Source organism: Bradyrhizobium macuxiense (assembly GCF_001542415.1).
GTDB lineage: Bacteria > Pseudomonadota > Alphaproteobacteria > Rhizobiales > Xanthobacteraceae > Bradyrhizobium > Bradyrhizobium macuxiense.
Map to the genome: position 1 here is coordinate 69065 of NZ_LNCU01000114.1, position 12864 is coordinate 81928.

Below are 12864 nucleotides of genomic sequence, written 5' to 3' on the forward strand. Positions count from 1 at the left end.
GTTGTGAATGTGGCGCGACGTGTGCATCAAGCGACGAAGAGGGCTTATGGCGAGTACGGCGCTTTGCCTTCTCGCCCCGCGATGATGGAGGCGGGAACCACAACAATGTGAGCTTTCCGCGCGCAGACATGAAAAACCGTCACTCGCAACCTCGCCGGGAGCAGTCTAACCTCCACGCGCCAGGCCGGATCAACGGCCGGCTAACTCAGTGGGAGGATGCGATGACACGCCAAGAGCGGCGCGATCCGACAGAAGTGCGGCGCGAGCCAAACGTTTCACGACGAACGCTGGTCCAGGGTTTGGCAGTTTCTGCCGCCGCCACCGCCACGGGACTCGGCAGTGCGCTGGCCCAGAATGCGACAGCGCCTGCGCCGGTCAGTCCGCCGACGACGATCACGAGCCCACCGCGCGACTTCAGCCCGAGAGGGGCGCCGACCACCTATTTCTGGGACCCCGACGTCATCGCGGTCGATCCGTCCTTCAACGACCTCGCCCAGCCGAATACCTCGATCAAGCGTCTCTACACGGGCGTCTTGTGGGCGGAGGGCCCGGCCTGGAGCTCGCAGGGCCGTTATCTCCTGTGGAGCGACATCCCCAACAACCGGCAGATGCGCTGGTCGGAGGATGACGGCCACGTCAGCGTCTTCCGCATGCCGTCGAATTACAGCAACGGCAACTCGTTCGACTTCCAGGGCCGCCAGCTCTCCTGCGAACATCTCACCCGCCGCGTGGTGCGCTATGAGAACGATGGCACCGCCACCGTGCTCGCCGACTCCTACAACGGCAAGAAGCTGAACTCGCCGAACGACATCGTCGCGCATCCCGACGGCAGCTATTGGTTCACCGATCCGCCCTATGGCAGCCAGCTCTATGAGGGCGAGCCCGACGCCGCGGGCGGCCCGGTCAATCCGGCCGGCAAGCTCAATCCGCGGATCGGGCAACCGCCGGGCTTCGTGCCGTTCAAGCGCGAATTGCCGACCAACTGCTACCGCGTCGATCCGTCCGGGCGCATCGATGTCGTCGTGAGCGAGGACCAGGTGCCCGATCCGAACGGCATCTGCTTCTCGCCCGATTACAAGAAGCTCTATGTCGTCTCGACCGGCAAGGGACCGGGCGACACCGGCCCAGGCGGCAAGGGCGACGTGTTCGTGTTCGATGTCGGCGCCGACAACAAGGTCTCCAACGGCAAGCGGTTCGCCGACTTCATGGTCGACGGCGTGAAATGCGGACCGGACGGCATCCGCTGCGACGTCAACGGCAATGTCTGGTGCTCCAGCAATGCCGGCCGCGCCGTCGGCTACAACGGTGCGACGTGCTGGTCGCCGGAAGGCAAGCTGCTCGGCCGCATCCGCCTGCCGGAGGTCTGCGGCAACATCACCTTCGGCGGCCCCAAGCGCAACCGCCTGTTCATGGCCGCCAGCCAGTCGCTCTATGCGGTCTATACCGCGACCCAGGGGGCGGGGCCGGCCTAACGAGGAATGGACCGGATTGAACGGTTCTGACCGCGGACTCGTTTCACCTCTCCCCAGCGGGGAGAGGTCGATTTGCGCAGCAAATCGGGTGAGGGGCGCTGCTCTCACGAGGGACCGTAACCCCTCACCCGGCGCTGCGCGCCGACCTCTCCCAAGGGAGAGGTGAACTTCCGCTGCCGCGCCTGCTCGACTAAGCCTCGCGTGGATCGGACGGACGGCGCCATCCCCGGCTACCTGATTGTCGCACCTCGGCTTTCGGAACTGAACGCACGGCCTGCCGTTAACAAACGGCGCGCTGCCAGTGTCAATTTCGCTTTATTTGAAGGGCGAAGTGTTCACCGGTGACAGGCACTTTCCGCTAGGATCACCCCGCCCGCGCCGCCGATTCATGAGGACCCCACCATGAGCTTCCGCCGCGACTTCATCACCAAGCCGATCTTCTCCTGGGCGCGCGGCGTGCTGCCGACGATGTCGGACACCGAGCGCGAGGCGCTGGAAGCCGGCGACGTCTGGTGGGATGCCGATCTCTTCACCGGCAATCCGGACTGGTCGAAGCTGCTGGCCTTCGCGCCGGCGAAGCTGACCGACGAGGAGAACGCCTTCCTGCACGGCCCGGTCGACCAGCTCTGCGCAATGCTCGACGAGTGGAAGATCAACTGGGAATGGCGCGATCTGCCGCCCGAGGTCTGGGACTTCGTCAGGCGCAACAAATTCTTCGGCATGATCATCCCGAAGGAATTCGGCGGCCTCGGCTTCTCGCCCTACGCGCATTCCGAAGTGGTGCGCAAAGTCTCCTCGCGCTCGCTGACCGCGGCTGTCACCGTGATGGTGCCGAACTCGCTCGGACCAGGTGAATTGTTGATGCGCTTCGGCACCAGGGAGCAGCAGCAGAAATGGCTGCCGCGGCTCGCCGACGGCCGCGACATTCCCTGCTTCGGCCTGACCAGCCCCGAGGCCGGCTCGGACGCTGCCTCGATGATCGACACCGGCATCATCTGCAAGGGCATTTTCGAAGGCCGCGAGGTGCTCGGGCTGAAGCTCAACTGGCACAAGCGCTACATCACGCTCGGTCCCGTCGCGACGCTGCTCGGGCTCGCCTTCAAGGCCTACGACCCTGATCACCTGGTCGGCAAGGAGGAAGAGCTCGGTATCACCGTTGCGCTGATTCCGACCAATCTGTCTGGCGTCTCGATCGGCCACCGCCATCTGCCGGCGATGCAGGTGTTCCAGAATGGCCCGAACTGGGGCCGCGATGTTTTCATCCCGCTCGATTACATCATCGGCGGCCAGGCACGGCTCGGTCAGGGCTGGAAGATGCTGATGACGGCGCTCGCCGCCGGCCGCGGCATCTCGCTGCCGTCGCTGTCGGCCGCCGGTGCCGCCTATGCTGCGCGCACCAGCGGCGCCTATGCCCGGATCCGCGAGCAGTTCGGCATCTCGATCGCGAAGTTCGAAGGCATCGAGGAGCCGCTCGCGCGCATCACTGCCACCGCCTATCTGCTCGACGCCGCGCGGCGGCTGACCTGCGCCGCGCTGAACGAGGGGCATCATCCCGCCGTCATCTCCGGCATCATGAAGCTGCACGCCACCGAGCGGATGCGGATCGCGATCGACGACGCGATGGATATCCATGGCGGCAAGGCCGTGATCGACGGACCCCAGAACTATCTCGGCGAGCTCTACCGCTCGGTGCCGGTCGGCATCACGGTCGAGGGCGCCAATATCCTGACCCGCAATCTGATCGTGTTCGGGCAGGGCGCGATCCGCGCGCATCCGTATCTGCTGCAGGAGATGAACGCGCTCGGCGAGGCCGATCGCGACAAGGGCCTGACCGCCTTCGACACCGCGTTCTGGAAGCATGTCGGTCACAGCTTCGCGACCATGGTCCGCGCCTGGGGCCGGAGCTGGACCTTTGGCCTGTTCGCGCCGGCGCCGGATGCCGGCGAGGCGACAGAGTACTATCGCCAGCTCTCGCGCTATTCGTCGGCGTTCGCGCTCTGCGCCGACATGGCGCTGCTGACGCTCGGCGGCGCATTGAAGCGCAAGGAGATGCTGTCCGCCCGCTTCGGCGACATCCTGTCCGAGCTGTACTTGCTCTCTGCCGCGCTGAAGCGCTGGCAGGACGAGGGCCGCCAGAAGGAAGATCTCCCCGCGCTCGAATGGTGCATGGCGACCGGCTTCAAGACCATCGAGAACCGCTTTGCGGAAATCCTCGCCAATCTGCCGAACCGCGTCGTCGGATGGGTGCTGAAATTCCTGATCCAGCCGTTTGGCGCGCGCGTCGTCGGACCGTCGGATCGCGTCATCCACCAATGCGCGCAGCTCGTGCTGTCGCCGTCGGCGGCGCGCGATCGCCTGACGCCGGATCTCGCCTTCGTCGAGGACGATCGCGGCATCGCGCGGCTCGAGAAGGCCTTCCGCCTCGTGACCGAGTCCGAGGACGCTGCGAAACGGCTGCATGCCGCGCGCATCCATGACTGGCAGGACGCGGTCAAGAAGGGGGTCATCACCCAGGGCGAGGGCGAGAAGCTGGCCGCCGCCCGCGAGGCCGTTGCGAAGGTCATCGAGGTCGACGATTTCGCACCCGAGGCGCTGTCCCCGATTTACAAGAAATCCGCCGGCGTGCATCAGTTCTTCCAGGAACTGGGTGAGCAGAGGGCGGCGAGCTGATGGCGCGACCAGTCTTTATCGTTGACGGCAGCCGGACGCCGTTCCTGAAGGCGCGCTCCGGCCCCGGCCCGTTCACTCCGGTCGATCTCGCTGTGCAATGCGGCCGGCCGCTGCTGGCGCGGCAGCCCTTCGCACCCACCGCCTTCGACCAGGTGATCCTCGGCTGCGTCAACGTCATCGCCGACGAGATGAACCCGGCGCGTGTCGCGGCACTGCGGCTCGGCATGGGCGAGAAGATGGTCGCTTTCACCGTGCAGATCAATTGCGGATCCGGCATGCAGTCGATCGACACCGGCTATCGTTACATCCGCGAGGGCATCTCCAATCTGATCCTCGCCGGCGGCGCCGAGGCGCTGAGCCACGCGCCGCTGGTCTGGCCCAATGCCGGCGTGCGCTGGTTTGCGGGCCTCGCCGGTGCCAAGGGCATCGGCGCCAAGATCGCCGCGGCGCTGAAGGTGAGGCCGAGCTATCTCAAGCCGATCATCGGCCTCGAGCGCGGGCTGACCGATCCCATCACCGAGCTCAACATGGGGCAGACCGCCGAGAAGGTGGGCCATCTCTTCGGCATCACCCGCGCGCAGTCCGATGCCTATGCCGCAGAGAGTCACCAGCGGCTGGCGAATGCGCAGAAGCAGGGCTACCTCAAGGGCGAGGTCGAAACCGCCTTCTCGCGCGACGGCAAGTTCTACGACCATGACGACGGCGTCCGCCCGGATTCGACGCCGGAGACATTGGCAAAGCTCAAGCCGGTGTTCGAGCGGCCCTGGGGCCAGGTCACCGCCGGCAATTCCTCGCAGATCACCGACGGCGCGTCCTGGGTGATCCTTGCCTCCGAGACCGCGGTCGCACAGCACGGGCTGACGCCGAAGGCCGTGATCCTCGACAGCCAGTGGTCGGCGCTCGATCCCTCGATCATGGGCCTCGGCCCGGTGCTGTCGGCGAGTGCGCTCTTGAAGCGCAACGAGCTGACCCTGCAGGATGTCGAGACCTGGGAGCTGAACGAGGCCTTTGCCACCCAGGTGCTCGGCTGCCTCGCCGCCTGGAACGACGACAAGTTCTGCCGCGAGATCCTCGGCCTCGACGGCGCCGCCGGCGAGATCGACCGTGCCAAGCTCAATGTCGACGGCGGCGCGATCAGCCTCGGTCATCCCGTCGGCACCAGCGGCAACCGCATCGTGCTGCATCTCGTCAATGCGATGAAGCGGCTCGGCACCAGGCGTGGCGTCGCCACCGAATGTATCGGCGGCGGGCAGGGCGGCGCGATGTTGATAGAGACGGTGTGATCATGGATTCTCAGATCATCGACGTCCTCGCCGACCGCGTGCTCGAGCTCGGGCCGACGCCCGCGGCCGACAGTCCCTACCGGAATTTCAAGCTGACGCGCGACGACGACGGCATTGCCTGGCTGCTGTTCGACCGCGCCGGCGCCAGCGCCAATACGATCTCCGCCGACATGATCGACGAGCTCAACGCGATCGTGACGTCGCTGGAAAGCCAGCGGCCGGCCGGCCTCGTGGTCCGCTCGGCGAAGCGAAGCGGCTTCATCGCCGGCGCCGACGTCAACGAATTCCGCGGCGTGAGCGACCCGCGCGCGGTCGAGACAGAGATCGGCCGGGCGCATGCGGTGATCGACCGGCTGGAGGCCCTGCGCGTGCCGTCGGTCGCCGTCATCCACGGCTTCTGCCTCGGCGGCGGGCTCGAGGTTGCGCTGGCCTGCCAGATGCGGATTGCGATCGACGATGCGCGCTTCGGCTTTCCCGAGGTGCTGCTCGGCCTGCATCCCGGCCTCGGCGGCACCGTGCGTTTCACCGAACTGATCAATCCGATGCAGGCGATGACGCTGATGCTGACCGGCAAGACCATCGATGCGCGCCGCGCCAGATCGCTCGGGCTGGTCGATGCCGTCACGCAGGAGCGTCACGTTCGCAACGCCGTGAGGGACGCGGTGTTCGGCCGCCTGAAGCGCGCCAGGCGGGGCGCAATGAACTCGCTGCTCAATCTTGCGCCGGTGAGGGGCTTCCTCGCCTCCCGCATGCGCGGCGAGGCTGCGAAGGCGGCGCCGCGCGTCCATTATCCCGCGCCCTACGCGCTGATCGATCTCTGGGAGAAGCATGCCGGCAACCGTTCGGCGATGCTGAACGCGGAAAAGACCTCGTTCGCCAATCTCATGGTGACGCCATCAGCGCAGAACCTGATCCGCGTGTTCTTCCTGCGCGAGCAGATGAAGAAGGCGGCCGGCGGCGGCAACAAGGTGCAGCACGTCCATGTCATCGGTGCCGGCGCGATGGGCGGCGACATCGCGGCCTGGTGCGCTCATGAAGACATGCGGGTCACGCTGGCCGACATGAAGGCCGAGCCGATCGCCGGCGCGATGAAGCGTGCCGCCGATCTGTTCGGCAAGATCATGCGCAAGAAGATCGACCAGCGCGACGCGCTCGACCGCCTGATCCCCGACATGGACGGAGAGGGCGTCCGCAATGCCGATCTGATCATCGAGGCGGTGCCGGAAAAGCTCGAGCTGAAGCAGAAGGTCTATGCCGGCCTCGAGCCGAAGATGAAGCAAGGCGCGATCCTCGCCACCAACACCTCGAGCATCCCGTTGCAGGATCTGCGCACCACGCTCGCGAGGCCGGAGCGGCTGCTCGGCCTGCATTTCTTCAACCCGGTGTCGCGGCTGCAGCTCGTCGAGGTCGTCAGCCATGACGGCACCGATGCTGCCATGCTCAGGGAAGCGCAGGCCTTCGTCGGCGCCATCGATCGCCTGCCGCTGCCGGTGAAGAGCTCGCCCGGCTTTCTCGTCAACCGCGCGCTGACGCCCTACATGCTCGAGGCGATGGTGATGCTGGACGAGAAGATCGACCAGCGCCTGATCGATGCGGCCGCGGTGCAGTTCGGCATGCCGATGGGCCCGATCGAGCTGGCCGACCAGGTCGGCCTCGACATCTGTCTCGATGTCGGCGACATGCTGCGCTCGAAGTTCGGCGATCATCTGCCGCCGACGCCGGCTTGGCTGCGCGAGAAGGTCGCCAAGGGCGAGCTCGGCCGCAAGACCGGCAAGGGCTTCTACACCTGGAAGGACGGCAAGGCGGAGAAGACCCCGCTGCCGGAGACCGGTCCGCGGGTGACCGATGAGATGATCGATCGCCTGGTGCTGCCGATCTCGAACGTCTGCGTCGCGGCTTTGCGCGAGGGCATCGTCGATGAGGCCGACATGGTCGATGGCGCGATGATCTTCGGCACCGGCTATGCGCCGTTCCGCGGCGGGCCGCTCAACTACGCCCGCACGCGAGGCGCCGACAATGTGGTGTCCGCGTTGCGCGCGCTCGCGCAGAAATTCGGCGATCGCTTTACGCCTGATGCCGGCTGGGAGACCTTCAAGTGACCGACACGCACATCCACGCGCCGCCGATCTCCGGGAACGAGCCGCAGGGCGATCTCTGCATCCGTGCGCTGGCGATGCCGGCCGACACCAACGCCAATGGCGATATCTTCGGCGGCTGGCTGCTCAGCCAGATGGACCTCGGCGGCGGCGTGTTCGCCTCCAAGGTGGCGAAGTCGCGCACCGTGACGGTCGCGATCGAGGCGATGAATTTCCGCAAGCCCGTTTATGTCGGCGATCTTGTCTCGGTGCACGCCAATCTGGTGCGCGTCGGTCGCACATCGGTCACCGTGCATCTCGAAGCCTGGGTGCTGCGACGCCGCGACCAGCAATCAGTCCTGGTGACCGACGGCAACTTCACTTACGTTTCGATCGACGAGCAGGGCCATCCCCAGGCGATTCAGCGCGACGGCGAAACGATCGAGACGTAGCGCGTTGCCTGCGCGAATCAGTCTCCGACTCGCTTCAACAAAACGTGTCAAAATCGAGCCCGGCTCTGGTCAACTGCAGGCTACGGCGCTTCGCCACCTGCAAATTTGATGAGGAACAAACGGGCGGCAATGCCGTTGTCGGCGCGGAATCAATCCGAGGCCAACAATGTCCGACAGCTACGTCATCGAAGTCAGTTCAGAGACAGCGGGTATCGTGGTGCGCGATGCGCGCGGTTATCAGTTCTTTGCAGCATCGCACCGCTTCGACGCCCTTGAAGGCCAGATATTCCGCAATGCACGCGAGGCCGAGCGTGCGGCGCGCCGTCTTGTGACCGGGCAAATTCTGCAGTTTGCCTCCTGAACGGCCTTTGACCTGCGATGCGCCATTTGCGCGCGCCGCAAGAGTCTGTATTGATGCATCCGGACTCACGGAAACATGACCCGGATGTTGCAGGAACAAGGCAAGGCGCTGCTGTTCGATATTGACGGCACGCTGGCCGATACCGATCCGCTCCATCTGGCTGCGTTCAACCAGGTGCTCGGTCCTCACGGACATGCCTTTGATCACGCGCGCTTCGGCAAGGAGTTGCAGGGCTTCTCCAACGCGTCGATCGGTGAGCGTTTCCTGGCACACGAACCGGTCGAGCGCCGCATCGTCATCCTCGGCGAGAAGGAGCGGGTCTTCCGCGAACTGGTCCGCGGCCAGATCGCACCGGTGCCGGGATTGATGGCATTGCTCGACCAGGCGGATCATGTCGGCGTCCCCATGGTCGCGGTGACCAACGCGCCACGCCCGAATGCCGAATTGCTGTTGTCGGGACTCGGCATCGCGCATCGCTTCAAGGCTGTCGTGATCGGCGACGAACTGGCGCACGGCAAGCCGCATCCTTTGCCCTATCTGGAGGGCTTGCGCCTCGCCGGCGCGTCGGCAGAGGCCGCGCTGGCGTTCGAGGATTCGCGCTCCGGCGTTCAGTCCGCCACCGCCGCAGGGATCGCGACGATCGGGATGCGAACCGGATTGAGCCATGCGGATCTGGTCGCAGCCGGCGCCATCGCCAGCGCGAAGGCGTTCGACGATCCGGAATTGATCAGGCTGGTCGCGTCGGCCATGGCGTGGTGACGTGTTAGCGATCTGGCCGTCGCTGCGACGCGACTCCCGGCTTGGCCCTGCTTCCCTCGTTGACCTCGGTGCCGAACGGTCGCACGATAGGCGACTTGCCGCTTCGAGGGTGCCACCGTGGCCGGACTATCGCATCGTCAGACTGAAATCCTCAACATCGCACGTGCCTTCGGCCGGGTGATGGTGGAGGACCTTGCCAAGCGATTCGAGGTGTCGGCGCAGACCATCCGCAAGGACCTCAACGATCTCTGCGACCAGCGGTCGCTGACCCGCATCCATGGCGGCGCGATCATCGCCTCCGGCGTGGAAAACCTCGCCTATGAGGCGCGCCGCTTCGTCGCGGCGGACGAGAAGAAGGCGATCGGCGCCGCCGCGGCCGCACGAATTCCGAACGGCTGCTCGCTGTTCATCAATATCGGCACCACGACCGAAGAGGTGGCGAGCGCCCTGACTTCGCACGAGGATCTGCTCGTCATCACCAACAACCTCAACGTTGCGATGCTGCTCTACCGCCATCCGCGCATCGAGGTGGTGGTGGCCGGCGGCACCGTGCGCCGCGCCGACGGCGCCGTGGTCGGCTCGACCGCGACGCAGCTGATCGGCCAGTTCAAGGTCGACTACGCCATCATCGGCGCGTCCGCGATCGACGAGGAGGGCGCGCTGCTCGACTTCGACTATCGCGAGGTGCAGGTCGCGCAGGCGATCATCGCCAATGCGCGCAACGTCATGCTGGTGTCCGATGCGACCAAGCTCCGCCGCAGCGCGCCGGTGCGCATCGCCCATATCAGCCAGATCCAGACCTTCATCACGGATTCACCGCTGCCCGCGGGCCTCGCCAATATCTGCCATTCGCGCGGCATCGAAGTCGTCGTCGCGATGGACAAGCCGCCCACGGATATCGACGACAACGGCGCCGAGCCCGCCCCCGTCACGCTGCGCAGCGCCTGATTCCGTACCCTCGCTGTCATCGCCCGGCTTGCCGCCTCCGCTGAAGGTTCGGCGTGCCTGCGGGTACTGGCCCCGTCGGAGCCTTGGCATAGAGGGGACCGGGCGATCCAGTATTCCAGAGACGCGGCGTTCGACGAAGCCGCGCGCGCAAATCTCTCACCGTCACCCTGAGGTGGCCGCTTCTTCAGCGGCCCTCGAAGGGTGCACGGCCACCAGTGGGGCCGCGCACCCTTCGAGACGCCGCTGCGCGGCTTCTCAGGGTGACGGTCAAAGATTTGGACGAACCGCAACCACCAAGCCCCGACCGGTTCCCCTCCCCAAAAATCCCCAACGAAAGTTCCCATTTTCGGTTTGCTTTCGTTTTCTGTTGTGATTTAATCCAATCCGAAAGTAAAACCGCCGAAGCGAAGGCGGTCACTGGGGGAAGCGTTCTTTGGATCGAATTTACGACCTCGCCATCATCGGAGGCGGCGTTAATGGCTGCGGCATCGCGCGCGATGCGGCGGGCCGGGGCAACTCTGTTTTCCTCTGTGAAATGAATGATTTGGCGAGCGGGACGTCGTCCTGGTCGACCAAGCTCGTGCATGGCGGTCTGCGCTATCTCGAATATTATGAGTTTCGCCTGGTGCGCGAGGCGCTGATCGAGCGCGAGATCCTCTGGCAGATCGCACCCCACATCATCCGTCCCCTGCGTTTCGTGTTGCCGCACCATGCCGGCCTGCGCCCGGCCTGGCTGCTGCGGCTCGGCCTGTTCCTCTACGATCACATCGGCGGCCGACACCTGCTCCCGGCGACGCGCTCGGTCGATCTCGCCCGCGACGTGGTGGGCAAGCCGCTGATCCCCGGCCGCTACAGCAAGGGTTTTGAATATTCCGACTGCTTCGTCGACGACGCGCGGCTGGTGGCGCTGACCGCGCGCGATGCGGCCGATCGCGGCGCCGACATCCGCACCCGCACCCGCGCGGTCGAGATCAGGCAGGTCGACGGCGTCTGGCACGTCACGATCGAGGACCGCGCGAGCGGCGCGCGCGAGGTGATCAAGTCCCGCGTCGTGGTCAATGCCGGCGGACCCTGGGTCGAGCAGGTGCTGGCGTCGGGTGCCGGCGTCAATGCCCGCGCCAAGGTGCGGCTGGTGCAGGGCTCGCACATCGTGGTCAAGAAGCTCTACGACCACGACCGCGCCTACATCTTTCAGAACGCCGATGGCCGCATCATCTTCGTCATCCCGTATCAGGATGACTTCACGCTGATCGGCACCACCGATCGCGACTATGACGGCGATCCGGCCAAGGTGAAGGCGACGCGGGAGGAGATCGAATATCTCTGCGCCTCCGCCAGCGAATATCTGGCGAAGCCGGTCAAGCCCGAGGACGTCGTCTGGGACTATTCCGGCGTGCGTCCGCTCTATGATGACGGCGCGAGCGAGGCCAAGGCCGCAACCCGCGACTATGTGTTCGAGCTCGACACGCCCGGTGGCGCGCCGCTGCTGTCGATCTATGGCGGGAAGATCACCACCTATCGCCGGCTGTCCGAAGAGGCACTGGAGCGGCTGTCACCCTATCTTCGCAACGCGAAAGCGTCCGAGGGTTGGACCGGCAAGGCGCCGCTGCCCGGCGGCGACATGGACGTCTCCGCGGTCGCGGCGCTGACCGCCGAGTTGATGCGCAACTACCCGTTCCTCTCGCAGCCGCACGCGAACCGTCTTGCGCATGCCTATGGCACGCGCGCGACCAAACTGTTGGGCAATGCGAAATCCGCTGATGATCTAGGCCGATCGTTCGGCGCCACCTTGACGGAAAGTGAAGTCCGGTACCTGATGGCGAACGAATGGGCTCAGAGCGCGGAAGACGTCGTATGGCGGCGATCCAAGCTGGGCCTGCGGATGACGGCGAGTGAAATCGCCGCGCTCGACGAGTGGATGGCCGCCAACCGCGTGTCCGGTGAACGTCCCCTCCGCGAAGCGGGAGGACGGCCATGAGCGTCACTTTGCAGAACGTCACGCGGACGGTGGACGGTATTCCGGCCATCCGCGACGTCTCGCTCACGCTGGAGCGCGGCACGCTCAGCGTGCTGCTCGGGCCGACGCTGTCGGGCAAGACCTCGATCATGCGGCTGCTCGCCGGCCTCGACAAGCCGACCACGGGTAGCGTGCTGGTCGACGGCAACGACGTCACCGGCGCCGACGTGCGCCAGCGCTCGGTCGCGATGGTCTATCAGCAGTTCATCAACTACCCCTCGCTGACTGTCTACGAGAACATCGCCTCGCCCTTGCGCGTGCAGGGCAAGCCGCGCGCCGAGATCGAGAAGCGGGTCGCGGAAGCCGCAGGCTTGCTGCGGCTCGAACCTTTCCTGAAGCGCACGCCGCTGCAGCTCTCCGGCGGCCAGCAGCAGCGCACCGCGATCGCGCGGGCGCTGGTCAAGGGCGCGGACCTGGTGCTGCTCGACGAACCGCTAGCCAATCTCGACTACAAGCTGCGCGAGGAGCTGCGCGCCGAACTGCCGCGGATCTTCGAGGCCTCGGGCGCGATCTTCGTCTATGCGACCACCGAACCGTCGGAAGCGCTGCTGCTCGGCGGCAACACCGTGTGCATGTGGCAAGGCCGGGCGCTGCAGATCGGCGAGACGCCGAAGGTCTACCGCCATCCGGATACGCTGCGCGTCGCGCAGGTGTTTTCCGATCCGCCGCTCAACATCATCGGTATCGAGAAGAAGGGTGGGCAGGTGATCTATACCGGCGGCGAGCAGGCGCCCGCGACCGGCCTCTACGCCAATGTGCCCGACGGCATCTACCGTGTCGGCTTCCGCGCGCACCAGCTCGAGGTCGGCAGTGCCGCGGCCGGCCGC

The 12864-nt window shown here is 65.8% G+C and carries 10 protein-coding genes; all 10 read left to right on the forward strand.

Annotated elements, in window-relative coordinates; genetic code table 11:
• Nucleotides 1–221 precede the first annotated feature (221 nt).
• Nucleotides 222–1472 carry an SMP-30/gluconolactonase/LRE family protein gene (locus AS156_RS34420; RefSeq protein WP_066513807.1) on the forward strand — a complete coding sequence of 417 codons (1251 nt, stop codon included), beginning with the start codon at nt 222–224 and terminating at the stop codon, nt 1470–1472.
• Between the two features lie 402 nt (nt 1473–1874).
• Nucleotides 1875–4142: an acyl-CoA dehydrogenase gene (locus tag AS156_RS34425; RefSeq protein WP_066513808.1), complete on the forward strand. Its 2268-nt coding sequence runs from the start codon at nt 1875–1877 to the stop codon at nt 4140–4142.
• Nucleotides 4142–5425 (forward strand): acetyl-CoA C-acetyltransferase, encoded by a 1284-nt coding sequence (locus AS156_RS34430; protein ID WP_066513809.1) that lies wholly within the window; start codon nt 4142–4144, stop codon nt 5423–5425. The genes AS156_RS34425 and AS156_RS34430 overlap by 1 nt, the downstream gene beginning before the upstream one ends.
• Before the next feature lie 2 nt (nt 5426–5427).
• Nucleotides 5428–7524, forward strand: coding sequence for a 3-hydroxyacyl-CoA dehydrogenase NAD-binding domain-containing protein (locus tag AS156_RS34435; protein WP_066513810.1), 2097 nt, complete (start codon nt 5428–5430; stop codon nt 7522–7524).
• The gene (locus tag AS156_RS34440; RefSeq protein WP_066513811.1) at nt 7521–7952 is read left to right on the forward strand and encodes an acyl-CoA thioesterase; all 432 of its coding nucleotides are present in this window, start codon (nt 7521–7523) and stop codon (nt 7950–7952) included. The genes AS156_RS34435 and AS156_RS34440 overlap by 4 nt, the downstream gene beginning before the upstream one ends.
• A gap of 166 nt (nt 7953–8118) precedes the next feature.
• Complete coding sequence (locus AS156_RS34445; RefSeq protein ID WP_066513812.1) at nt 8119–8313, forward strand: hypothetical protein; 195 nt, start codon at nt 8119–8121, stop codon at nt 8311–8313.
• A gap of 84 nt (nt 8314–8397) precedes the next feature.
• Nucleotides 8398–9072 (forward strand): HAD family hydrolase, encoded by a 675-nt coding sequence (locus tag AS156_RS34450; RefSeq protein ID WP_066513813.1) that lies wholly within the window; start codon nt 8398–8400, stop codon nt 9070–9072.
• 117 nt (nt 9073–9189) lie between these two features.
• Nucleotides 9190–10020 (forward strand): DeoR/GlpR family DNA-binding transcription regulator, encoded by an 831-nt coding sequence (locus AS156_RS34455; RefSeq protein ID WP_066513814.1) that lies wholly within the window; start codon nt 9190–9192, stop codon nt 10018–10020.
• A gap of 433 nt (nt 10021–10453) precedes the next feature.
• Complete coding sequence (gene glpD, locus AS156_RS34460; RefSeq protein ID WP_066513815.1) at nt 10454–11998, forward strand: glycerol-3-phosphate dehydrogenase; 1545 nt, start codon at nt 10454–10456, stop codon at nt 11996–11998.
• Nucleotides 11995–12864: ABC transporter ATP-binding protein (locus AS156_RS34465; RefSeq protein WP_245313199.1), on the forward strand; the 870-nt coding region annotated here is incomplete at its 3' end. The genes glpD and AS156_RS34465, both read left to right, overlap by 4 nt.

What these genes read in the sequence shown, in the direction of transcription:
- AS156_RS34430 (WP_066513809.1), top strand. Translation starts at nt 4,142, where the DNA reads ATGGCGCGACCAGTCTTTATCGTTGACGGCAGCCGGACGCCGTTCCTG.
- AS156_RS34445 (WP_066513812.1), top strand. Translation starts at nt 8,119, where the DNA reads ATGTCCGACAGCTACGTCATCGAAGTCAGTTCAGAGACAGCGGGTATC.
- AS156_RS34450 (WP_066513813.1), top strand. Translation starts at nt 8,398, where the DNA reads ATGTTGCAGGAACAAGGCAAGGCGCTGCTGTTCGATATTGACGGCACG.
- AS156_RS34420 (WP_066513807.1), top strand. Translation starts at nt 222, where the DNA reads ATGACACGCCAAGAGCGGCGCGATCCGACAGAAGTGCGGCGCGAGCCA.
- AS156_RS34435 (WP_066513810.1), top strand. Translation starts at nt 5,428, where the DNA reads ATGGATTCTCAGATCATCGACGTCCTCGCCGACCGCGTGCTCGAGCTC.
- AS156_RS34425 (WP_066513808.1), top strand. Translation starts at nt 1,875, where the DNA reads ATGAGCTTCCGCCGCGACTTCATCACCAAGCCGATCTTCTCCTGGGCG.